Here is a 22,336-nt window from a genome sequence, read left to right on the forward strand (position 1 = left end):
AAGCATTCTCGAAACTCATGTGTGGCTCCCGCTGCGCGCCACCAGCACCACGCCAACGATGATCACGCCGATGCCGAGCCAGCGCTGCGCATTGAGGTCCTCGCCGAACAGCCACCAGGCGAGCACGGCATTGAGGACATAGCCGATCGACAGCATGGGATAGGCGATGCTGACCTCCACGCGTGACAGCGCGATGATCCACACGACCACGCTCACCGCGTAGCAGGTCAGGCCGCCGAGGATCGCGGGATGCTGCGCCAGCCCGAGCGCGGTGCGCCAGAGCGCGGGCGCGCCGGACGCGAGCGTGATCTCTCCCGCGCTCGCGGCGCCCGCCTTGAGCAGCAGCTGCGCCACCGCGTTGAGCAGCACGCCGCTGAGGATCCAGATGAAATCGAACACCTTCATGGCTTGACCACCACCAGCCGCCTCAGATCCTGGAACACGACGCGCATGGGCAGGCCGCGCTCGTGCAGTTCGACCCACGTCAGCGGGCTCATGTAGGCCGCCGCGCGAGGCAGGGTTCGCCATCGGGCCATGAAGTCGTCGAGCGTGGCGATCGTGCGGCCGGGCTCGCGCTGCTCGCCGAGGGCGAACTCGTCCACGTAGTCGACCAGCACCACGTTGCGCTGGAGATAGAAAGGCAAGGTCTGGTCATAGGTCCGAACGGCGAAGACAGGGGTGTCGGCATCGAGCAGCGGCCGCACCACGGCGGCCAGCGCCGCAGCGCTCTTGAGCTGGCCGAAGCCATTGTGGGCCTGCAGCACCACCGTGGTAGCGGCGAAATGCCCCAGCGCCAGGCTGAGCACCGCGGCCGTGATGCGGCCATTGCCGAGGAACCGCCATGCGACCGCGGCGCCGACGAGGAACAGCGCGCCGCCCACGCGCGCCGCCGAGGCCAGCGGCGCCAGCACTTCGGCCGGCGTCGCGGGGGATGCGAAACGCGCGCTCTGCGTGGACGCCACGAGCACGATGACCCAGGCCAGCGCCGGCACCAGCAGATGCCAGCGCAGCACGGCCGCAGGCACGTCGCGCAGCCGGAACGCCAGCAGCAGCGCCAGCGCCGGGAACATCGGCAGGATGTACGAGGGCAGCTTGGAGCCCGACGCGCTGAAGAACACGAGCACGAACACCGACCACACGATCAGCACATGGCGCGGTGTGACCCGGCGCGCGCTGCGATCGGCCGCGGACCGGCCGTCCTGCAGCAGCCACGGCAACGCACCGGTCCAAGGCAGCATGCCGGCGAGAAGCAACGGCAGGTAGTACCACCACGCGCCTTCGCGCTGATGCTCCTCGGTCAGGTAGCGCGTGAAATGCTCGTGGATGAAGAAGAACTGCGCGAAGCCCGGATTGCGCAGCGAGACCAGCACGAACCAGGGCGCCGTCAGCACGAAGAAGATCAGCAGGCCCGACAGCCAGTGCATGCCGCGCCAGAGGCTCAAGTCGCGCCGCCACAGGCTGACGAAAACCAGCACCGCGCCGGGAATCACGATACCGACCAGGCCCTTGCTCAGCACCGCACCGGCCATCGCGGCCCACGCGAGCCAGATCCATCGGCGGCGCGTGCGCGCATCCGCACCTGCGTGGTCGGCCAGCAGCACGGCGCACAGCGCCAGCGTGAGGAACAGCGTGAGGCCGGCGTCGAGCGTGAGGTAATGGCTGTTGACGACGATCCAGGTGGTCGATGCGGCGATGGCCAGCGCGCGGATGCCGGCCTCGCGGCCCCACAGGCGGCCGGCGGTGAAGCCGACCGCGAGCACCGTGAGGAAGCCTGCAATCCCCGGCCAGAGGCGCGCGGCGAATTCGTTGACGCCGAAGGTGAGGAAACTCAACGCGCCGATCCAGTACTGCAGCGCGGGCTTCTCGAAATACAGCAGTCCGTTGAGCCGCGGCGTGACCCAGTCGCCGCCGCGCGCCATCTCGAGCGCCAGGGAGGCATAGCGGCCCTCGTCCGGATGGACCAGCGAGCGGGTGCCGAGGCTGGCGAACCAGACCAGCGCCAGGAGCCCCAGCCAGACAAGGAGCCAGCGCGATGCGGTCGCGGTGTTGCGCGCCGCCGGTGCCGCAGGCCTCCCGGCCGAGGCGCGGGTCGAGGTCGCGGTGATCGGATCTTCAGTCATGAATTGTTTGCGGGCGCGCTCGCTGGTCGCGCCGTGGCTTGGAACGGAGGCCGATCCTTCTGAATCAAGGCGCCGAGCATATATCGTCGGGACGACGACATCCCCTCCCAGGCCACCCCGTCGAAAACCGTCGATGCTCGCAGAGCTTGCTTAACAAGGACTTAAGGGAGCCTGACTTGCACGGTCAGCAAGCCACGCGCTCAGGCGAAGAACGCATCGAAGCCGCCTTGCGGTTCGTAGCGCTTGCCGCGCACCAGCAGCCGCAACGGGCCGGGCATGGCGCGCTGACAGACCGGATGTTCCTGGTCGCCGGGATAGCACATCGCGAGCGTGTCGCCTTCGCCCAGAACACGCGGCGCCACCAGCGCGGGCAGGCGTGACCTTGCATCGGCGAGCACGGCATCGACCGCGTCGTGGCGCGCGAGATGCGCGAGCGTCATGATCTGCGGCGGCGCCAGCGCCATCCCGCCGTCCCAGTAGGTCTCGAGCGCGGCGCGCGGACGCAGCCATGCCGCTTCGGTGGTTTCGTGCCCATCGTGGCGCACGATGCCCTGCGCGGGCGTCCTGGCGACGAAGAAGCGGGTGTCGAAGCGCTGCTTGTTGACGGAACGCACCGGCGTGATCCAGCGCGACCACGGCGCCAAAGCATCGACCTGCAGGCGCAGGCCCAGTTCGGCCACCAGGGCATTGAACGCGACGCCGCTTCCGAGACGCGCACGGGCCTCGGTGCAAGCTTCGGGCGACAGCCCCTGGGCCAGCAGCAGGCCCGCTTCCTCGAAGGCCTCGCGCAGCGCGGCGACATAGAAGCCGGCCGCGGTGGCGACATCGATCTCCGGTTCGCCGAGCCGCGCATGCAGCGTCTGCACGCTGGCGTCGAGATGCCGCGCGGCATCGAGCCGCACGTCGTCGCCATCGACCTTGCCGCCGGGAAACACGAAGGTGTCACCCAGCACCGCCGACTGGCCGTGGCGCTTGAGCATCAGCACTTCCAGGCCCTGTGACGCATCGCGCAGCAGGATCAGCGTGGACGAAGGCCGCAGGCTCGGGGCCGGGGCTGCGGACGGGACGGCGCTCAAGAGAAACCCGCCACATCGTGCGGCACGTAAGGCGCCTCGAGCGCTGCGACTTCCTCCGCGCTCAACTGCAGCGACAGCGCGGCCACCGCGTCCGTCAGGTGCGAGGCCTTGGAGGCGCCGATGATCGGCGCGGTCACCGGCGGCTTGTGCGCGACCCAGGCCAGCGCCACCTGCGCGCGCGGCACACCGCGTGCCGCCGCCACCGCCGCGACCGCATCGACGACGCGCCGGTCGGCATCGCCCAGATGCTTGTGCAGGCCCTGGCCGAACTTGTCGGTCTGCGTGCGGAAGGTCGTGGCATCGAAGTCGCGCGTGAGGCGGCCGCGCGCCAGCGGGCTCCATGGAATGACGCCGATGCCCTCCTCCGTGCACAGGCGCATCATCTCGCGCTCTTCCTCGCGGTACATCAGGTTGTAGTGGTTCTGCATCGAGACGAAGCGCGTCCAGCCGTGCCGCTCGGCCAGCTGCAGCGCCTTGCAGAACTGGTAGGCGTACATGGAGGAAGCGCCGATGTAGCGCGCCTTGCCGGCCTTCACCACGTCGTGCAGCGCTTCCAGCGTTTCCTCGATCGGCGTCGTGTAGTCGAAGCGGTGGATCTGGTAGAGATCGACATAGTCCGTGCCCAGGCGCTTCAGGCTCAGGTCGATCTCGGTCATCACCGCCTTGCGCGACAGGCCTCGCGCGTTGGGATCCTTGCGCATCGCGCCATGGAGCTTGGTGGCGATCACCACCTCCTCGCGGCGCGCGAAATCGCGCAGTGCGCGGCCCAGGATCTCCTCGCTGGTGCCGTCCGAATAGATGTTGGCGGTGTCGAAGAAATTGATGCCGGCCTCGATCGCCTGGCGGATCAGCGGGCGGCTCGCGTCCTCGGCCAATGTCCATTCGTGCGCGCCGCGCTGCGGCTCGCCGTAGGTCATGCAGCCGAGGCAGAGCCTGGAGACCTTGAGGCCGGTGCGGCCGAGGCGTATGTATTCCATGAGGGTCGGGACTTCGGTTGAAGCCTTGCATTCTGGCGCCGAAGTCTGTTTCGCGCTGAGCGGCCCGTGCGCGGCAACGTTCGAGCCGCACGCCGATCGGTCCGCCGAAGGCCACGGCGGCACAATGGGCGCTTCATGCGCCGCCTTCTTCCCGTCGCGATCCTGCTCATGCTCGGCCTGCCGTGCAGCGCCGAGGTGATCCGCTGTGCCGATGCGGCCGGCAACGTGAGCTACACGGACGGCGCGTGTCCGGCGGGTGCACGGCAGGTGGGGCGCGTAGCGACGCCGCCGGCCGTCCGGACGCCTGACGAATCCGGACAGAGCCAAGCCGCTGGAAGCGTGGACAGCCCCTACGCGGATGCGCCGCGGCGGGAGCCGGCGCCGGTCGTCGCACCGCCAATGCCGCCACCACCGCAGCAAGCGCCCGCAGGCCCGGTCGTCATCGATTCACGCGGCGACGACCCCGGGGCGGGCGACGACGATGGCTACCCCGGCGCCTACCGCCGGCCTCTGCCGCCGCGCGACATGCGGCCACGGCTGCGCGACTGCGACAGGACGGGTTGCCGGGACACCCAGGGCAACCACTACAACCGCGCCGGACAACTGGACCGCTACCAGGGTCCCGGCGGCAAGACCTGCCAGCCGGTGGGCACCACGGTGATCTGCCACTGAGGCGGCGCGTGGCGGCGCGCGCTACCCGCCCAGCGTGCGCCGCAGGAACCCGGCCATCGCCCGCTCCACGGTGGTCGCGCCATGCGCGTCATGGACCGCGACCGCATCGGCCTGGTAGAAATGCCCGGCGCCCGGGACGTCCAGAAGCTCGCAGTGCAGCCCGGCAGCGCGCAACTGGGCGACCAGGCCGGGCGTCGCCTCGGCGATGTAGTCGAGGTCGTTCTCGGCGCTCACCAGCAGCACCGCCGGCCCGCCATCGAATCCGCTCAGATGCCGCTGCAGGTCCGCGCGATCCATGAAGCCCGAGAGCGCCACGACGGCCGCCACCGGCACCTTCTCGCCGAACGCGACATTCAGCGCCGTGCGTGCGCCGGCGGAGAAGCCGCCGAGCGCGATCCGCGCCGGATCCACGTGCCATTCGGCCGCTCGGCTGCGAACGAAACGCACCGCCTCGGCCATGTCGTCGCTCGCCGCTTCGATGCCGCGCCACAGCATGTCGGGCGTGGCGGGCGGCAGATTCATGATGCGGCGCACGACGTCCGTGCGCGAGGTCGGGATGCGCTCGGGTGCCGACACCACCGGGGTCGTGCCGGGCTCCGGATCTTCGGTCACCAGCCGGTAGTCGATGGCGCATGCCACGTAACCGCGCCGGGCGAAGCGAAGGCAGTAGTCGGCCACGGAGGTGTTGCCGCCTTCGGCTTCGAACGCATCGTTCTCCTTGGAGCCGCGATGGAAGGCGCCGCCGAAGGCCATGATCAACGCAGGCCGCGGCGCGGTGTGCGCGTGCCGCGCCGGCAGATAGAGATCCAGCTTCAACGCACGCGGCACCGGTCCGCCGGGCCGGGCGCGGTGCACCAGGCCGTGTCCATAGACCACGTCGCGGACGACCTCGACGGACGCATTCGTCATGGCCGCCGCATCGAGCGATGCAGGAGAACCGTTCACGGACGGCCTCGCGCTCACTCGACCGAGGCGCCGGACGCGCGCGCCACCTCGCCCCAGACCTGCACGTTGTCCTTGAAGGCCGCAGCCCATTGCGCGGCCGTTGGCGCCGGGTCGACCGACAGCGAACCGCTCGCCAATAACAGGCTGCGCATGTCGGGCCGGGCCATGACCTTGTTGACGGCGCCGTTGAGCCGCGCGGTGATCGCCGGATCCATGCCCGCGGGTCCGAACATCGCATACCAGCCGACGGTATCGAACGGGATTCCCGCCTGCGTCAGCGTCGGCACGTCCGGCAGGACCGGCGTGCGTTGCGGGCCGGTGATGGCGAGCGCGCGGAGCCGGCCGGACTTGATCAGCGGCGTCATCGACACCACGTCGAGGATGCCCACGGCGACCTGCCCGGACAGCAGGTCCGGCAGCGCGGCCTGGCTGCCCTTGTACGGCACGTGCGTCATGCCGATGCCTGCGAGCGCCTTCATGCGCTCGCCCACCAGGTGCGGCGGGGAGCCGTTGCCGAAGCTCGCATAGCTGATCGCATTGCCGTCCTTCTTCGCGGCAGCGACCAGGTCGGCGATGCTCTTGAGCGGCGAATCCGCACGGGTCACGACGAGCAGCGGCACCGAGGCCACCTCGGCGACCGGCGTGAAGTCCTTGACCGGATCGAAGCCGAGCGACTTGAACAGCGCCGGTGCGATCGCGAACGGCGCGGCGGTCAGCATCAGCGTATAGCCGTCCGGCGCCGAGCGCGCGACGCTCTCCGCGCCGATGTTGCCGCTCGCGCCGGACTTGTTGTCGACGATGAAGACCTGCCCCAGTTCCTCGTGCAGATGCTGCGCCATCTTGCGCGCAACGATGTCGGTGCCGCCGCCGGCCGGAAAGGGCACCACCAGCCGAACCGGCCGGCTCGGGTAGGTCTGCGCGTGGCCGGCGCACACGGCCAGCGCGAGCGCCAGGGCCGGAAGGATCCGTTTCGCAAGATTCATGGCTGCAGGCTCCGCAAGGTGAGTGGTTCGAACGGGCGGATCATGGCCGGCTTCGACATAATGATCTACCGGTCATTTCATCTGGATCCATGGCTATTGCTTATGCCTGAACCAAGCCTTCGATTGGCATTGAACCTGCAGCGGCTGCGCCTGCGGCATCTCGAGATCCTGCTGGCCGTCGACCGGCACGGCAGTCTCACGGGCACGGCCGACGCCCTCGGCGTCAGCCAGCCCGCGGTGTCGCAATGGCTGGCGGAGATCGAGGCCGCGCTGGGCGTGCCGCTTTTCGTGCGGGGGCGGCAGATCCAGCCGAGCCCGCATCTTCCGGTGGCGTTGCGCCATGCCCGGCGCATGGTTGCGGACTCGCAGCAATTGCAGCGCGAACTGGCATCGGTGTCGGCCGGAATGCAGGGGATCGTGCGGATCGGCGCCATGCCGGTCGCCACCGCCGGCCTGCTGCCGCACGCTCTGCGCGAGGTCAAGGCACAGTCCGAACCCTTGCAGATCGAGGTGGTGGAGGACATCGCCGCCGGACTGTGGGCGCGCTTCGAGCGGCACGAGCTCGACGTGATCGTCGGACGTCTCGACGAGCGCGCGTTCGGCCCGCAGGTGCGCTGCGAACCGCTCTTCAAGGATCCGCACTGCGTGGTCGTGGGACGTACGCATCCGCTGCTGCGCGTCGCCAGGGTCTCGTGGACCCGGGCGGCGCGCCATCCGTGGATCCTGCCGCCGCAGGACACCGCCCTGCGCCGCGCCATCGATGCGACCTTCCTCGACCACGGGCTCGCGCCGCCGTTGCCCTGGCTCGTGTCCACCTCCGGCATGCTCAACCAGCAGCTCATGCGCGAGACCGACTGCATCGGCGTGATGTCCGGCGCCGCGGCCCATCACCCGGCAAGCCTGAAGACGCTGTCGATCCTGCCGCTGCGCCTCAAGTCCGACGTCGGGCCGGTGGGCATGGTCTGGGATCTGAAGGAGCCGAGCCCGGCGCTCGACCGGGTCTTGCAGGCTTTGCGCGATTCGGCGAAGAAAGTAACAAATTAGTTCTAATAAATAATCCAGACTCTCCATCACCCTCCGGGGTGACGAGGCCCTCAATCGTCAAGGATTTAACAAGACCCGGACTTTTCCGGGCGCGCAGCCCTACAGATTTCCGACACCTGACCGACACTCGGACTTCTCCCATGAATGGGGTACACAGGTTAACCATGGAAATCCCGGATCTGAACACGGTGGTGAAAGCCCGCAGGGCGATCGAAGAGGTAATCGCGGGGCGGCGCCTCGGCACTGCCGCCGTGCCCTATTTCGCACCGACCGACCTCGGCGGCCTGCCTGCATCCATCCAGGAAGCCGAACTGCGGATCAAGGAAGACAACGACCACGGCAATCGGGTACGTGCCGCCATCCACATGAGCCTCACTGCGGCAGCGGCCGCGCTGAAGGTGAGCGAGGATCTGATGGAGGGCTTCGCGGAACTGCCCTCGTCCGAGCGCCAGCTCGAGCTGGCGCGCTGCTCGACCAACGCGCGTGCCGCCAGCGATGCCGCTGGCCATGCCGCCGCGGTGCTGGCCGGCGAGGAATCGCCCAAGTCGGACTCGATGATGGAGATCAAGCGCCTGGGCTCGGCCATCTTCCAGCGCTTCGGCAACCTGCCCAAACCCTAGATGGTCTTCATGCCACACTGAGTTCGAGAATTCCCTTCACGAAGAACCCATGAATCTCGAACTCACCGGCAAGCACGTGCTTGTCACCGGCGGCAGCCGCGGCATCGGCCTCGCCTGCGCCCGGGCCTTCCTGCGCGAAGGCGCGCGCGTCAGCCTGGCCGGACGCACGCAGGCCCATCTCGACGCCGCCGCGGCGCAGCTGCGCGCCGAAGGCCATGCAGTCGGTGGCTACAGCGCGGACCTGTGCGACGCCGGTGCGGCGCTGGCAATGACCGACGCGGCACAGGCGGCGCTGGGGCCGATCGACATCCTGGTCAATTCGGCCGGCGCCGCGCGGCGCACGCCCTTCGACGAACTCCGGCCGCAGACATGGCAGGACGCCATGCAAGCCAAGTTCTTCACCTACATCAACGTCATCGATCCGGTGATCAAGGGCATGGGCCAGCGAGGCGCTGGCGCGATCGTGAACATCGTCGGCATGGGCGGCAAGGTCGCGGCCCCGACGCATCTCGCGGGTGGCGCTGCCAATGCCGCGCTGATGCTCGCCACGGCGGGACTCGCTGCCGCCTACGGCCCGCACGGCGTGCGCGTCAATGCCGTCAACCCTGCGCTGACGCTGACCGATCGCATGGCCGAGGGCCTCGCTGCCGAAGCCCGGCTGCAGCAGCGCAGCGCGGAGGACGTGCTGCGCGATGCCCAGGCCCGCATGCCGCTCGGACGGATCGCCAAGCCGGAAGACATCGCCGATGCGGTCGTCTTCCTCAGCTCGGCACGTGCCGGCTACATCTCCGGCGCGATCATCTCGATGGACGGCGCGGCCGTGCCGCTGGTGGTGTGAGCGCCGCGCGGCGCTTCGGCACACGTCACTGCGTTTCCCAGGCCTCGCAGCGCACGGCCCCGACGTCGCCGGCGCGCAGGGCGCGCCAGAGCGCGAGCGCGTGCGAGAACGAGATGCGGCCCAGGCGCGCCGGCGGTGCGAGTTCCCTCGCGTAGTGCGCGTCGGCCCATTGGTCGAAGGTCACCGTGCCCCCGGGATACACCTCGAGCACCAGCGTGACGCCGGGCCGCTGCTCGTAGCGCAACCATGTGCTGGGAAGCGCGGCCGGCTCGGCCGCATCGTCGGACGGCGCGGGCACCTGGAACACTTCGTCCAATGCGCGGCGGAGATCTTCGTCGATCGGATTGCGGATGGCCCGCCCCGCAGCCGTGGTGAGAACGAAAAGAGATCCGGACATGCACCGGTTTTACGGCGACACAGCCCGCAAGCAAAGGCAGTTGTTTGCGGGATCGACAACCAATGTGCATGAGAGCCGAATCCGCTGCGGCGATGCGTGAAATATGCCGCCGTTTGCCCAGGTCGGACGGGTTTTCCGATTACCATCAAATCCAGCGTGTGAGCATTCGATCGACGATGCAAAGCCCATACGACACCTCGTATGACGGGTCGCCAATGCAACCCTACATTACCGCCACCCAACAAGGCGTCGGCGTACGAGGCGCACGATGACCGAAACCGAGGGGGATAGAGTGCATGCCGAAGCTGATTGTGATGACGGACATGGCCACCACCAGACAGGTGGCCCTGCGTGAACCGGAGACGACAGTCGGCCGCGCCTCGACCAACGACATCGTCATCGACCATGAGCAGGTCAGCCGCTTCCATGCCGTCCTGATCACGGAGGGCACGCGGGTCACCATCAAGGATCTGAACAGCCGCAACGGCGTGCAGGTCAACGGCGTCAAGGTGGCGTCGCAGGCGCTCTCGCATGGCGACACGCTGTCGATCGGAAGCTCCCAGATGCGCTTCCTCGGCGGCGACCAGGAAATCACGGCCGTCGAGGCGCCGCGACTCATGACGCCCCCGGGACTGCTGGTCGACCTCGACCGGCGCGCCGAAGCGCCCGACACCGTGCCCCTCGCACGTTGAAGGCAAGCCGCCGGGGCTCCGGCGCATCGCCAGGCCTCAGGCGCCAATGTTCAGCCTGCCGTCAGTGACACCTGCACACAATTGTGGCTCCCCTTGGCGCGAGTCCCCATGCAGCTACCGATCATTTCCACCAAGGCCGCATTCGCCCAGTTTTCGGAAACGCTCCAGGCCGAGGGCGTGCGCGAAGCATTGGCCTACCTGTTGAGGCTGACCGACTATCGCTTCATCGGTGTCTTCCGCTTCGACAACGGCGTGATCGACGCGGTGGCGCACTACGACCGCGAAAACCCGACCGCAATCAAGGCCCGAAGAACAGCGGACGCCGAAACCTATTGCAGCCATGTGCGCGACAGCAAGCAGACCTTCGCCACCGCCGATGCGCTGACGGATTCACGCCTGCAGCATCGTCCCGAGCGTGAATCCCTGGTCGCCTATTGCGGTGTGCCGGTGATGGACGCGAACGGCGCCATGCTCGGCACCCTGTGCCACTACGACTTCGTGCCGCGCGATCCGGGCCAGATCGACATCGCATTGATGCGGGACGTGGCCGACGTGCTGGCCGCGAGTGAAACCCTGCGGACACACGGCCGCGGCGCCGATCCGGTGCGGGTGCCCCGCCGGCAAGAGGAAAGCTCACCCTGATCGACGCCTGCGCTGTATAGACATAGGGCGTATCCGTTTTTTAAAGGCCGGTGGTCTTCTTGATCATATCGGCAACGACGGAAACGCCTATCTTCGTGGCCACATCGGCAACCCAGCTCCCGGATTTTCGCAAATAATCAACTGCGCTTTTCCAATTTCCTTCTTTTACCGCATCCTGCGCCAGTACCACCTGTCCGACGGCAATCTCGTGCTCCGGGGAGCACGCCATTTTGCTTAAAGTGGCACGGAGGATTTCCAGTTCGTTGAGAAGAGTTTTTATTTCTGCTCCAGAGCTTCCTATTTGAAATCCTGATGCAACGGCGTTTTCTCCGATCATGCCAATGGACTGAGCCGTGGTGTTGTAAACATTATTCGGCATAGGTTTTCCTGATTTAAAATCGGGGCACATGTCCGTCTATGATGTTCCTGATCAATATCAATTGACCAAGGTATCCGTATTCATTTGCCGCATTTGAAATGAGATCGGATTCCTTCAAATTTTCGGCCACATTATTCAGTTCGCCGCGCTTAGCCGCACGCTGCGCCTTTTTTATCCGTTCGATAGCAATCAAGGCCTCTGATGAATTCTTGAAAAGGTATCCGACTCTGAACTTAAGGTCGTTGAGTTCTGCTTCGAGCGCAGCCGCATATGCCTGCCTCTCGTCGCTTACGGGAACCCATCCAAGAGAAAAATCATTGGCAACAGCATTTTCGCCGACCACCCCTACGACATTGGCATGGGTTTCATAGTGATTTCCATAATGAATGACTGTGGGAGTTTCCTTCTTCGATCCTTTGTAGTGTTCGCCATATCGATACCCCGCCGGACCGGAAAATTTCTGGTTTGTCCCATGGCCGAAACAGGAAGCGCCCATGAGCGCATCGATATTTCGTTCTATCTCGGCAGGAGCCAGCCATTCATTTCGCCGCGGCTGTGCGAATAATTCCTTCACAGTCGTGACATCGTCTTCCAGTTCAGCAACCCCTCCAATTCGAGCATCGAAGAACTTCGACACCGCGACTTCATCTACGGTGGTACTCGCTGTCATGAGAACGAGCTTCGTCGGAAGTCTTAGGCGGTGAACATATTCTGCAAAACGAATACCGCAATAGTTTTGCAAGGTAAGACGCGCAGCGATCAGATCGTACGGCTTCTTTAAGATTGAGAATACCTCGGCCAGGGTTTCGATTTCTTCGACACGGTCGACCTCGAATCCTTCGCGCTCAAATAAAAACGCCCACAACCTGGCATCCTTGTTGACAACGACCATTTTCGGCACAACTGCCTCCTTCGCGCCAAAGGTAATCGCGCCGAGCAAGTTTGCCATTTTTTAGCGCGATCGAACATCCCCAATAATTCGACGCGCGCCCTTGGCCCGAGCCGCGGAGAAAGCCAACTTTCCATCGCCGAAGAGAGGCACCGGGCGTATGGGGCGACGCGACACGGGTGACCGGTCCTGGCCATTCTGAGCCCTCGCCCCAAGCGCAGCGGCTCTTCGGGTTCGTCGCTAACATATGGATGTTTATCCAGTAGCTTGCTCGGTGGGAGCCAAGCGGATACCCCATCCATTCATGCAGCCCATGGCCGCTGTTCCTGCGCCCTCCGACCCCGAATCGACCAGAACCGCCTGCACCCACACGGTCTCGGTCAGGGCGCTCTGCGCCTTCGGCGCGAAGGCCGGCGATCTCGACCTGCGCTTCGTGCCCTCGCCGAGCGCACAGGAAGGCGCTGCCGGCCATCGGTTGGTGCAGGGCCGCCGGGGCGCGGGATACGAGAGCGAACTCGCGCTCTCGTCTTCCTTCCGCGGCCTGCGCGTCAGAGGCCGTGCGGACGGCCACGACCCGCGCCGCAACCGGCTGGAAGAAATCAAGACCTTCCGCGGCGACTTCGACGCCATCAAGCTCAACCATCGCGCACTGCATTGGGCACAGGCCAGGACCTATGCGTGGATGCTGTGCGAGCGGCATTCGCTCGAGCACATCGATATCGCCCTCGTCTACCTCGACCTGGCAGCCGACAAGGAAACCGTCCTCGAAGAGACATGCACCCGCGAAGCGCTGCGCGCGCACTTCGAGACGCTGTGCGGCCGCTTCCTGACCTGGGCCGCGCAGGAGGCCGCACACCGCGCCGAACTCGACACGGCCCTGCAGGCCCTCGCATTTCCGCACGAAGGCTTCCGCCCGGGACAGCGCGAACTGGCGCAGGCCGTCTATCGCGCGGCTGCCTCGCAGCGCTGCCTTCTGACGCAGGCGCCGACCGGCATCGGCAAGACCGTCGCCACGCTGTTCCCGCTGCTCAAGGCACGGCAGGCGCAGAAGATCGACCGGATCTTCTTCCTCACCGCCAAGACCTCTGGCCGGGCCGTGGCGCTGCGCGCGCTTCGGCTCCTCGGCCGCGAAGGCACCGCGCTGCGCGTGCTCGAATTGGCCGCGCGCGAGAAGGTCTGCGAATACCCCGAGCACGCTTGCCACGGCGATGCCTGTCCGCTGGCGCGCGGCTTCTACGACCGCCTGGCACCGGCGCGCAGCGAAGCCGTGCGCGCAGGCTGGCTCGATCGCGCGGCACTGCGCCGCATCGCCCTCGCCCACCGCATCTGCCCCTACTTCCTCGCGCAGGAAATGGTGCGCTGGAGCGACGTGGTGGTCGGCGACTACAACTACTACTTCGACGCCAGCGCCACGCTGCATGCGCTCGCGAAGGACGAGGAATGGCGCGTCGCGCTGCTGGTCGACGAGGCCCACAACCTGCTCGAACGCGCCCGCGCGATGTACAGCGCCGAGCTCGATGCCGGCGTCCTCGATGCGGTGCGCCGGACGGCACCGCGCGCCATCGGCCCTTCGCTGCGCCGCCTCGGCAACGAGTGGCAGCGCCTGCAGGACGAACAAGGCGCCGACTACGAAGCCCGCGACGCGATCCCGTCGAAGTTCCTGCGCGCGCTGCAGGAAGCGGTCTCCACGATCGCCGATCACTTCGCCGCCGAGCCCGCGGATTCCAAGGGCCTGCTGCAACGCTTCTTCTTCGACGCGCTGCACTTCACCCGGTTGTCGGAGTCCTTCGGCGAGCACTCCGTCTTCGAGTCGACCCGCGCCGAGGGCGCACGCACGCTCTGCATCCGCAACCTGGTGCCCGCGCCCTTCCTGCAGCCGCGCTTCGCGGGCGCGGTGGCTAGCGTGTGCTTCTCCGGCACGCTCGCGCCCTTTTCCTTCTATCGCGACACGCTCGGCCTGCCCGAAGACACGGCGACGCTGGACGTCGGATCGCCGTTCCGCAGCGAGCAGCTGACCGTGCGCGTGGCCATGGATGTCTCGACGCGGTGGCGCGACCGCACGCGTTCGCTCGGCGTGCTGACCGACATCGTCGCAGCGCAGTTCGCCGAACGGCCGGGCAACTACCTCGCCTTCTTCGGCAGCTTCGACTACCTGGCCGCGGCCTCGCAGGCCTTCGCGCTGCGCCATGCGCGGATTCCGATCTGGGTCCAGTCGCGCGGCATGAACGAGGCCGAGCGCGAGGCCTTCCTCGCGCGCTTCGTGCCGGGCGGCACGGGCATCGGCTTCGCGGTGCTCGGCGGCGCCTTCGGCGAAGGGATCGACCTGCCGGGCGATCGGCTGGTCGGTGCCTTCGTCGCCAGCCTGGGCCTGCCGCAGCACAATGCGCCGAACGAGGTCACGCGCGAGCGCATGCAGTCGCTGTTCGGCAATGGCTACGAATATGCCTACGTGTATCCGGGCCTGCAGAAAGTGGTGCAGGCCGCCGGCCGCGTGATCCGCACCGAGCAGGATGCGGGCGTGCTGTACCTGCTCGACGACCGCTTCGCGCAGCCGTCCATCCGCGAGCTGCTGCCGAACTGGTGGCGGATGCAGCCCATGTTCTGGCGCGACGGCAGCCCCGCCTGAGCCGCCCGCGGCGCTTGAGCCGCCGTCCGACAGGGCAGGCATGCTTTGAGGCGTACGCTTCGGTGCTCGCGGCCCTGCAAAGGGGGTTGCTTATCATCACTCCGGAGCCCGCACTGCCGTGACCCCTCCCTCCCGTTTCGGCGACACCGACGCCTACCTCTTTCGCGAGGGCACGCACGCGCGCCTCTATCAACAGCTGGGCGCTCATCCGCAAGCCGGCGCCGGTGGCGTCCACTTCGCGGTGTGGGCCCCCAACGCCGCTTCGCTCTCGGTGATCGGCGACTGGAACGGCTGGAACGCCGATGCCGATCCGCTCGCGGCACGGCCCGACGCCACCGGCGTGTGGGAAGGCCGCAGCGCCGGCGCGAAACGCGGCGATGCCTACAAGTACCGCATCGTCGCGCGCGACGGCCGCGTGCTCGAGAAGGCCGATCCGCTCGCGCTCTACGCCGAGGCGCCGCCGGCCACCGCCTCGCGCATCTGGTCGCTCGAATACGACTGGGGCGATGCCGACTGGATGGCGCAGCGCGGGCCGCGCAATGCGCTCGATGCGCCGGTCGCGATCTACGAAGTGCACCTGGGCTCGTGGCGCCGCAAGGACGGCCAGCCAATGAACTACCGCGAAGCCGCGCATGCGCTGGCCGACTACGTGGTGCACATGGGCTTCACCCACGTCGAGCTGATGCCGATCACCGAGCATCCGTTCTACGGCTCCTGGGGCTACCAGACCACGGGCTACTTCGCGCCCACCGCGCGCTACGGCACGCCGCAGGACCTGATGTACTTCATCGACCACCTGCACCAGCGCGGCATCGGCGTGCTGCTGGACTGGGTGCCTTCGCACTTTCCGTGCGACCTGCACGGGCTGGCCGAGTTCGACGGCACGCACCTCTACGAGCATGCCGATCCGCGCCAGGGCTTCCATCCGGAATGGAACTCGGCCATCTTCAACTACGGCCGCGACGAGGTGCGCAGCTTCCTGATTTCGTCGGGCCTGTTCTGGCTCGGCCAGTACCACATCGACGGCCTGCGCGTGGACGCGGTGGCCTCGATGCTCTACCTCGACTACGCGCGCAACGAGGGCGAATGGATTCCCAACAAGTGGGGCGGCCGCGAAAACCTCGAGGCGATCGATTTCCTGCAGGACCTCAACCGCGCCGTCTACCGCGAGCAGCCCGATGCCTTCACCGTGGCCGAGGAATCGACCGCCTGGCCCAAGGTCTCGCGCCCGACCGAGATGGGCGGTCTGGGCTTCGGCATGAAATGGAACATGGGCTGGATGCACGATGCGCTGGCCTACATGAAGGAAGACCCGATCAACCGGCGCTACCACCACCATCGCCTGACCTTCTCGCTGGTCTATGCCTTCAGCGAGAACTTCGTGCTGCCGCTGTCGCACGACGAGGTGGTGTACGGCAAGGGCTCGCTGGTCAACAAGATGCCCGGCGACGAATGGCAGCAGTTCGCCAACCTGCGCGCGCTGTTCGCCTTCATGTGGGCACATCCGGGCAAGAAGCTGCTCTTCATGGGCGGCGAATTCGCGCAGCGCCGCGAGTGGACGCACGAGGGCGAACTCGAATGGTGGGTGGCCGAGCTGCCGGGCCACCACGGCGTGCAGCAATTGGTGCGCGAACTCAACCGCGTCTATCGCGGCGAGCCGGCGCTCTACCAGCGCGACTTCAGCCCCGACGGCTTCGAATGGATCGAGGCCGACGACCATGCGCAGAGCGTGTTCGCCTTCCTGCGCAAGGATGCCGACGGCCAGCCGCTGCTGGTGGTCTGCAACCTGACGCCGGTGCCGCGGCAGAACTACGTGCTCGGCGTGCCGCGCGGCGGCACCTGGCACGAGATCCTCAACAGCGATGCCCGCGCGTTCGGCGGCGCGGGCTGGGGCAACCTTGGCACGGTCGATGCTGCGCCGGTGCGTTCGCATGGCCGCAAGCACAGCCTCACGCTCACCCTGCCTCCGCTTTCAACCCTCTTCTTCAAGGCCAGCGCCGATGCCTAAGACCGAGAGCCCCGCACCCGCCACCACCTCCTCCACCCAGGCCGCCGCAGCGAGCGCGCCCGCACCCATGCCGATCCAGGTTGCCGATGGCCGCGCGCGCGCCGTCATCGACGCGGTCCTGCCGATCGTCGACGGCGGCCGCTTCGCGATCAAACGGGTCGCCGGCGACAGCGTGCGCATCACCGCGCACTGCTTCACGGACGGCCACGATGCGTTGCGCGTGATGCTGCAGTGGTGGCGCGACGGCGATGCCACGCGCCACGAGTTGCCGATGAAGCTCAAGTGGAACGACGAGTGGCATACGGAATTCACGCCGCCCGCGCCGGGCCGCTATGCCTACACCGTGGTCGCCTGGGTCGATGCCTTCGATTCGTGGCGCAACGAGCTGGTGCGGCGCGTCGACCCCGAGGATATCCGCGTCGCCGCGCGCGTCGGCGCACTCGAGATCGCCGCCGCTGCCGAGCGCGCCGTGGGCGAGGACCGGCAGGCGCTGGCCCAGTGGGCACGCGCACTCGAACAGGGCGCGGCCGATGCCGGCATGGAAGCGCTGGCCCTGAAGGCACTCGCGCTCGACGAAGTGCTGGCCGCCACCGCCGAGCGCCATCCCGATCGCCGCCTCGAAACCCGCTTCGGCGCCGAGCTGCCGCTGGTCGCCGACCGTGAACGCGCGCGCTTCAGCACCTGGTACGAACTGTTTCCGCGCTCGGCCGGCACGACGCCCGGCGTGCACGGCACCTTTGCCGATGTCGAGGCGCGCCTGCCGACCATCGCGGCGATGGGCTTCGACGTGCTTTACTTTCCGCCGATCCATCCGGTCGGCCGTGAGCAGCGCAAAGGGAAGAACAACGCCCTGGTCACCGAGCCCGGCGATGTCGGCAGCCCGTGGGCCATCGGCGCGGCCGAGGGCGACCACAAGGCGATCCTCGCCGAACTCGGCACGCCAGAGGACTTCCGCCATCTCGTCGAGGCCGCACGCAAGCAAGGCCTGGAGATCGCGCTCGACATCGCGTTCCAATGCGCGCCCGATCATCCCTACGTGAAGGCGCATCCCTCGTGGTTCCGCTGGCGTCCCGACGGCAGCGTGCAGTACGCCGAGAACCCGCCCAAGAAATACCAGGACATCTACCCCTTCAACTTCGAGAGCGAAGACTGGCCCGCGCTCTGGAGCGAACTCAAGAGCGTGCTCGACCACTGGATCGCCGAAGGCGTGGCCGTGTTTCGCGTCGACAATCCGCACACCAAGGCCTTCGCGTTCTGGGAATGGGCGATCACCGAAGTCAAGCGCGCGCATCCCGACGTCATCTTCCTGGCCGAGGCCTTCACGCGGCCCAAGGTGATGCATCGCCTGGCCAAGCTCGGCTTCACCCAGTCGTACACCTACTTCACCTGGCGCAACACCAAGGAAGAACTCACCGAGTACTTCACTGAGCTCTCGCAGGGACCGGGCCATGAGTATTTCCGGCCCAACGCCTGGCCCAACACGCCCGACATCCTGCACGAGGCGCTGCAGACCGGCGAGGAATCGGTCTTCAAGTCGCGCCTCGTGCTGGCCGCGACGCTGGCCGCCAGTTACGGCATGTACGGCCCGGCCTACGAGCTCTTCGAGCACCAGCCGCGCGGTCCGGCCAGCGAGGAATACCTCGACTCCGAGAAGTACCAGCTGCGCCACTGGGACTGGGATGCCGGCGCGGGCCTGCGCCCCTTCATCGCGCGCGTGAACGCGATCCGCCATGCCAATCCGGCGCTGCAGGTCGACCACAGCCTGCGCTTCCTCGCGATCGACAACGACCGCCTGATCGCCTACATGAAGCAGTCGCCCGACGGCGCCAACGTGGTCGTCACTGTCGTCAACCTCGACCCCTACAACACGCAGTCCGGCTGGCTCGAACTCGACGCCGAAGCCGTCGGCGTGCCGCACGACCACCCGTTCCAGATGCACGACCTGCTGACCGACCAGCGCTTCGTCTGGCAGGGCACGCGCCATTTCATCCAGCTCGATCCCCGGCGCGTGCCGGCGCACGTGTTCGCCGTGCGCCGCCGCACAAGGGACGAGCGCGACTTCGACTACTACGCCTGAGCCGCCCCATGAACGCACCCCTGCCCAACCTCGCCCTCGAAACGGTCGAGATCGACACCTCGGACGATCCCACCTGGTACCGCGACGCGGTGATCTACCAGCTCAACGTCAAGGCCTTCTTCGATTCCAACAACGACGGCGTCGGCGACTTCAAGGGCGTGGCCGAGAAGCTCGACTACGTGAAAGAGCTCGGCGTCAACACGATCTGGCTGATGCCCTTCTATCCCTCGCCGCTGCGCGACGACGGCTACGACATCTCCGAGTACGAGGACATCCATCCGCAGTTCGGCTCGCTCGACGACTTCCGCGAGATGCTGAAAGAGGCGCACCGCCGCGAGCTGCGCGTGATCATCGAGCTGGTCATCAACCACACCTCGTCCGAGCATCCGTGGTTCCAGGCCGCGCGCCAGGCCGCGCCCGGCTCGCCCGAGCGCGACTTCTACGTGTGGAGCGACACCGACCAGCTCTACCAGGGCACGCGCATCATCTTCACCGACACCGAGAAGTCCAACTGGACCTGGGACCCGGTGGCCAAGGCCTTCTACTGGCACCGCTTCTTCAGCCACCAGCCCGACCTGAATTTCGACAATCCGGCCGTGCTCGAAGCCGTCTTCAAGACCATGCGCTTCTGGCTCGACATGGGCGTCGACGGCTTCCGCCTCGACGCCATTCCCTACCTGATCGAGCGCGACGGCACCAGCAACGAGAACCTGCCCGAGACGCACGTGGTGATCAAGAAGCTGCGCGCCGCCATCGACGCCGAGTACAAGAACCGCTTCCTCCTGGCCGAAGCCAACATGTGGCCCGAGGACGTGCGCGAGTATTTCGGCGACGGCGACGAGTGCCACATGGCCTACCACTTCCCGCTGATGCCGCGCATGTACATGGCCATCGCCCAGGAGGACCGCGACCCGATCGTCGAGATCCTGCAGCAGACACCCGACATTCCCGAAGGCTGCCAGTGGGCGATCTTCCTGCGCAACCACGACGAGCTCACGCTGGAGATGGTGACCAGCCGCGAGCGCGACTACATGTACACCACCTACGCGGCCGACGTGCAGGCACGCATCAACCTCGGCATCCGGCGGCGCCTCGCGCCGCTGATGGACAACGACAAGGACCGCATCAAGCTCATGAACGGCATGCTGCTGTCGATGCCCGGCTCGCCGATCATCTATTACGGCGACGAGCTCGGCATGGGCGACAACGTGTTCGTCGGCGACCGCAACGGCGTGCGCACGCCGATGCAGTGGAGCCCCGACCGCAACGCCGGTTTCTCGCGCGCCGATCCGCAGCGCCTCTACCTGCAGCCGATCATGGACCCGATGTACGGCTACGAGTCCGTCAACGTCGAGACCCAGCTGCGCGACAAGAGCTCGCTCCTGCACTGGACGCGGCGCATGCTGGCCGTGCGCAAGACCAGCCGCGCCTTCGGCCGCGGTGCGCGCACCTTCCTCAAGCCCGGCAACCGCAGGATCCTCGCCTGCATCAGCGAGCACGACGACGACGTGATCCTGTCGGTGTTCAACCTCTCGCGCGCGGCGCAGCCGGTCGAGCTCGACCTGTCGGCCTTCAAGGGCCGCGTGCCGGTGGAGATGCTGGGCCGCACCTCCTTCCCGCCGATCGGCGAGCTGCCCTATCTGCTGACGCTCGCGTCCTACGGCTTCTACTGGTTCAAGCTCACCAACGAGGTCGACATGCCCAGCTGGCACCAGGAAGCGGTCGGACTGCAGGACCGGCCGGTGCTGGTGCTCTTCGACGGCTGGACCAGCCTGTTCAAGGAGCGCGTGATGCCCTGGCGCATCGGCTTCGCCGACCGGCTGCGCCTCCAGTTCGAGAGCGACACGCTGCCGCGCCACATCGAGGCGCAGCGCTGGTACGCCTCCAAGGGCTCGGCCATCGCGCGCGCCGAGGTCGCCGACTACGCGATCTGGGAAAGCGAGGGCCAGAGCTGGATGCTGCCGCTGCTCGATCTGCAGGGACCGCCGGAGCAATCCACCTACTTCATGCCGCTCGCGCTCGCGTGGGAAGACCGCGACGAGGAACGCATGAAGAGCCTCACGCCGGCCGCGATCGCCAAGATCCGCCAGCAGGCCAACGTCGGCCTGATGGGCGACGCCTTCTTCGACGAGGCCTTCGCGCGCGCCGTGGTGCGTGCCATCGTCGGCGACACCACGGTGGCCAGCGTCAAGGGCCGCATGCATTTCCGCCCGACCACCATCGGGCGCCAGCTGATCCTCGACGAGCTGCCCGAGCTGCCCGTCAGTCGGCCGAGCGCGATGAGCAGCAACACCGTGGTCACGATCGGCGATGAGTTGTTCCTCAAGGGCTACCGGCGGCTGCGGCCCGGCATCAATCCCGAGCTGGAGATCGGCCGCTTCCTCACCGAGGTGGTCGACTTCCCGAACTGCGTGCCGGTCGCCGGCGCGCTCGAATACACGGCCGAGGACGGCACCGTGATGACGCTCGGCCTGCTGCAGGCCTACGTGCCCAACCAGGGCGACGGCTGGGACTACACGCTGGCCTACCTCGAACGCTTCCTGGCCGAGCTGCGCGACCTCGACGGCGGCATGTCGGCCGATCCGCATGGCGCATTCCTCGCGCTGATCCGCATCCTCGGGCAGCGCACCGCCGAGCTGCATGCCGCGTTGGCGCGGCACACCGGCGATCCGGCCTTCGATCCGGAGACCTTCACGGCCGAGGACCTGGTCGCCGTGCGCGACCATGCGCAGAGCGAGGCCGAGGGCACGCTCGCGACGCTGGAGAAAAGCATCGACGGCCTGCCCGCCGCGTCGCAGGACGATGCGCGGCGCCTGCTGGCGCGCGCGGCCGACATCCGCGGCCGCATCGACGCGCTGCGCGTCGACCGCGCCGGCAGCATGAAGTCGCGCTTCCACGGCGACTACCACCTCGGCCAGGTGCTGGTGGCGCGCAACGACTTCGTGATCATCGACTTCGAAGGCGAGCCGGCGCGCTCGATGGAAGAACGGCGCGCCAAGCGCTCGCCGCTGCGCGACGTCGCGGGCATGCTGCGCTCCTTCAACTACGCACGCTGGACCGCGCTGCGCCGCGCGGCGCAGAACGCAGACGAGCTGGCCCGCTTCGATCCCGCCGTGCGCGCCTGGGAGCAAGAGACGCGCACCGCCTTCCTCGCCGGCTACACCGCCAGCCTGCCACCGGCAGCCGGCGCCATCGACCCCGACATGCTCGAGCTGTTCGAGCTTGAGAAGGCCTTCTACGAACTGCGCTACGAACTCGGCAACCGCATCGAATGGGTGCCGGTGCCGCTGCAGGGCATCCTCGCGCTGCTCGACCGGCCCGCGCCGGCCGACGCCGCGCCGCGCTGAATGA

The 22,336-nt window shown here is 67.2% G+C and carries 19 protein-coding genes; 10 read left to right on the top strand and 9 right to left on the bottom strand.

Going from position 1 to position 22,336, the window contains the following annotated elements:
• Positions 1-15 precede the first annotated feature (15 nt).
• The 4 genes from WDLP6_RS15170 to WDLP6_RS15185 form a co-directional block, all read right to left on the bottom strand.
• Positions 16-405: an SMR family transporter gene (locus WDLP6_RS15170; protein ID WP_162592997.1), complete on the bottom strand. Its 390-nt coding sequence runs from the start codon at positions 403-405 to the stop codon at positions 16-18.
• Positions 402-2,120, bottom strand: a complete 1,719-nt coding sequence (locus WDLP6_RS15175; RefSeq protein ID WP_162592998.1) for a glycosyltransferase family 39 protein — start codon at positions 2,118-2,120, stop codon at positions 402-404. Before WDLP6_RS15175 ends, WDLP6_RS15170 begins: the two co-directional genes overlap by 4 nt.
• A 200-nt stretch (positions 2,121-2,320) precedes the next feature.
• On the bottom strand, positions 2,321-3,196 hold the full coding sequence (locus tag WDLP6_RS15180) for an NUDIX hydrolase (protein WP_162592999.1): 876 nt from the start codon (positions 3,194-3,196) through the stop codon (positions 2,321-2,323).
• Positions 3,193-4,173 (bottom strand): aldo/keto reductase, encoded by a 981-nt coding sequence (locus WDLP6_RS15185; protein WP_162593000.1) that lies wholly within the window; start codon positions 4,171-4,173, stop codon positions 3,193-3,195. Before WDLP6_RS15185 ends, WDLP6_RS15180 begins: the two co-directional genes overlap by 4 nt.
• A 135-nt stretch (positions 4,174-4,308) precedes the next feature.
• On the opposite strand from WDLP6_RS15185, the gene WDLP6_RS15190 reads away from it, so the two are divergent.
• Positions 4,309-4,845, top strand: coding sequence for a DUF4124 domain-containing protein (locus WDLP6_RS15190; protein WP_162593001.1), 537 nt, complete (start codon positions 4,309-4,311; stop codon positions 4,843-4,845).
• Positions 4,846-4,866: 21 nt separating this feature from the next.
• Here WDLP6_RS15190 and WDLP6_RS15195 read toward each other — a convergent pair whose 3' ends face one another.
• On the bottom strand, positions 4,867-5,790 hold the full coding sequence (locus WDLP6_RS15195; protein ID WP_162593002.1) for an alpha/beta hydrolase: 924 nt from the start codon (positions 5,788-5,790) through the stop codon (positions 4,867-4,869).
• Positions 5,791-5,804: 14 nt separating this feature from the next.
• Positions 5,805-6,773, bottom strand: a complete 969-nt coding sequence (locus WDLP6_RS15200) for a tripartite tricarboxylate transporter substrate binding protein (protein ID WP_162593003.1) — start codon at positions 6,771-6,773, stop codon at positions 5,805-5,807.
• A gap of 102 nt (positions 6,774-6,875) precedes the next feature.
• Here WDLP6_RS15200 and WDLP6_RS15205 point away from each other — a divergent pair, with 102 nt between their 5' ends.
• The 3 genes from WDLP6_RS15205 (at position 6,876) to WDLP6_RS15215 (ending at position 9,275) form a co-directional block, all read left to right on the top strand.
• Complete coding sequence (locus WDLP6_RS15205; RefSeq protein WP_232077076.1) at positions 6,876-7,817, top strand: LysR substrate-binding domain-containing protein; 942 nt, start codon at positions 6,876-6,878, stop codon at positions 7,815-7,817.
• 164 nt (positions 7,818-7,981) lie between these two features.
• Positions 7,982-8,437, top strand: coding sequence for a hypothetical protein (locus WDLP6_RS15210; protein WP_162567967.1), 456 nt, complete (start codon positions 7,982-7,984; stop codon positions 8,435-8,437).
• A 49-nt stretch (positions 8,438-8,486) separates the two neighbouring features.
• Complete coding sequence (locus WDLP6_RS15215) at positions 8,487-9,275, top strand: SDR family oxidoreductase (RefSeq protein ID WP_162593005.1); 789 nt, start codon at positions 8,487-8,489, stop codon at positions 9,273-9,275.
• A gap of 25 nt (positions 9,276-9,300) precedes the next feature.
• On the opposite strand, the gene WDLP6_RS15220 is transcribed toward WDLP6_RS15215, so the two are convergent.
• Complete coding sequence (locus tag WDLP6_RS15220; protein ID WP_162567969.1) at positions 9,301-9,672, bottom strand: hypothetical protein; 372 nt, start codon at positions 9,670-9,672, stop codon at positions 9,301-9,303.
• A 296-nt stretch (positions 9,673-9,968) separates the two neighbouring features.
• On the opposite strand from WDLP6_RS15220, the gene WDLP6_RS15225 reads away from it, so the two are divergent.
• Complete coding sequence (locus WDLP6_RS15225; RefSeq protein WP_162593006.1) at positions 9,969-10,364, top strand: FHA domain-containing protein; 396 nt, start codon at positions 9,969-9,971, stop codon at positions 10,362-10,364.
• A gap of 108 nt (positions 10,365-10,472) precedes the next feature.
• Positions 10,473-11,006, top strand: coding sequence for a GAF domain-containing protein (locus WDLP6_RS15230; RefSeq protein WP_162593007.1), 534 nt, complete (start codon positions 10,473-10,475; stop codon positions 11,004-11,006).
• Between the two features lie 40 nt (positions 11,007-11,046).
• Here WDLP6_RS15230 and WDLP6_RS15235 read toward each other — a convergent pair whose 3' ends face one another.
• Positions 11,047-11,385 (bottom strand): hypothetical protein, encoded by a 339-nt coding sequence (locus WDLP6_RS15235; protein WP_162593008.1) that lies wholly within the window; start codon positions 11,383-11,385, stop codon positions 11,047-11,049.
• Between the two features lie 13 nt (positions 11,386-11,398).
• Complete coding sequence (locus WDLP6_RS15240) at positions 11,399-12,334, bottom strand: hypothetical protein (RefSeq protein WP_162593009.1); 936 nt, start codon at positions 12,332-12,334, stop codon at positions 11,399-11,401.
• 253 nt (positions 12,335-12,587) lie between these two features.
• On the opposite strand from WDLP6_RS15240, the gene WDLP6_RS15245 reads away from it, so the two are divergent.
• The 4 genes from WDLP6_RS15245 (at position 12,588) to treS (ending at position 22,332) form a co-directional block, all read left to right on the top strand.
• On the top strand, positions 12,588-14,900 hold the full coding sequence (locus WDLP6_RS15245; protein ID WP_162593010.1) for an ATP-dependent DNA helicase: 2,313 nt from the start codon (positions 12,588-12,590) through the stop codon (positions 14,898-14,900).
• 118 nt (positions 14,901-15,018) lie between these two features.
• Entirely contained in the window at positions 15,019-16,908 is a 1,890-nt protein-coding gene (glgB, locus tag WDLP6_RS15250; protein WP_162593011.1) for a 1,4-alpha-glucan branching protein GlgB, read from the top strand.
• Positions 16,901-18,985, top strand: a complete 2,085-nt coding sequence (locus WDLP6_RS15255; protein WP_162593012.1) for an alpha-1,4-glucan--maltose-1-phosphate maltosyltransferase — start codon at positions 16,901-16,903, stop codon at positions 18,983-18,985. The genes glgB and WDLP6_RS15255 overlap by 8 nt, the downstream gene beginning before the upstream one ends.
• An 8-nt stretch (positions 18,986-18,993) precedes the next feature.
• Positions 18,994-22,332 (top strand): maltose alpha-D-glucosyltransferase, encoded by a 3,339-nt coding sequence (treS, locus tag WDLP6_RS15260; protein ID WP_162593013.1) that lies wholly within the window; start codon positions 18,994-18,996, stop codon positions 22,330-22,332.
• Positions 22,333-22,336 lie beyond the last annotated feature (4 nt).

Source organism: Variovorax sp. PBL-E5, from assembly GCF_901827185.1.
Taxonomy (GTDB): Bacteria; Pseudomonadota; Gammaproteobacteria; order Burkholderiales; family Burkholderiaceae_C; genus Variovorax.

Bases quoted from the DNA above. Each gene is read 5' to 3' on its own strand.
- WDLP6_RS15170 (WP_162592997.1), bottom strand. From the start codon at position 405: ATGAAGGTGTTCGATTTCATCTGGATCCTCAGCGGCGTGCTGCTCAAC.
- WDLP6_RS15175 (WP_162592998.1), bottom strand. From the start codon at position 2,120: ATGACTGAAGATCCGATCACCGCGACCTCGACCCGCGCCTCGGCCGGG.
- WDLP6_RS15185 (WP_162593000.1), bottom strand. From the start codon at position 4,173: ATGGAATACATACGCCTCGGCCGCACCGGCCTCAAGGTCTCCAGGCTC.
- WDLP6_RS15190 (WP_162593001.1), top strand. From the start codon at position 4,309: ATGCGCCGCCTTCTTCCCGTCGCGATCCTGCTCATGCTCGGCCTGCCG.
- WDLP6_RS15200 (WP_162593003.1), bottom strand. From the start codon at position 6,773: ATGAATCTTGCGAAACGGATCCTTCCGGCCCTGGCGCTCGCGCTGGCC.
- WDLP6_RS15205 (WP_232077076.1), top strand. From the start codon at position 6,876: ATGCCTGAACCAAGCCTTCGATTGGCATTGAACCTGCAGCGGCTGCGC.
- WDLP6_RS15210 (WP_162567967.1), top strand. From the start codon at position 7,982: ATGGAAATCCCGGATCTGAACACGGTGGTGAAAGCCCGCAGGGCGATC.
- WDLP6_RS15215 (WP_162593005.1), top strand. From the start codon at position 8,487: ATGAATCTCGAACTCACCGGCAAGCACGTGCTTGTCACCGGCGGCAGC.
- WDLP6_RS15220 (WP_162567969.1), bottom strand. From the start codon at position 9,672: ATGTCCGGATCTCTTTTCGTTCTCACCACGGCTGCGGGGCGGGCCATC.
- WDLP6_RS15225 (WP_162593006.1), top strand. From the start codon at position 9,969: ATGCCGAAGCTGATTGTGATGACGGACATGGCCACCACCAGACAGGTG.
- WDLP6_RS15230 (WP_162593007.1), top strand. From the start codon at position 10,473: ATGCAGCTACCGATCATTTCCACCAAGGCCGCATTCGCCCAGTTTTCG.
- WDLP6_RS15235 (WP_162593008.1), bottom strand. From the start codon at position 11,385: ATGCCGAATAATGTTTACAACACCACGGCTCAGTCCATTGGCATGATC.
- WDLP6_RS15240 (WP_162593009.1), bottom strand. From the start codon at position 12,334: ATGGCAAACTTGCTCGGCGCGATTACCTTTGGCGCGAAGGAGGCAGTT.
- WDLP6_RS15245 (WP_162593010.1), top strand. From the start codon at position 12,588: ATGGCCGCTGTTCCTGCGCCCTCCGACCCCGAATCGACCAGAACCGCC.
- WDLP6_RS15255 (WP_162593012.1), top strand. From the start codon at position 16,901: ATGCCTAAGACCGAGAGCCCCGCACCCGCCACCACCTCCTCCACCCAG.
- treS (WP_162593013.1), top strand. From the start codon at position 18,994: ATGAACGCACCCCTGCCCAACCTCGCCCTCGAAACGGTCGAGATCGAC.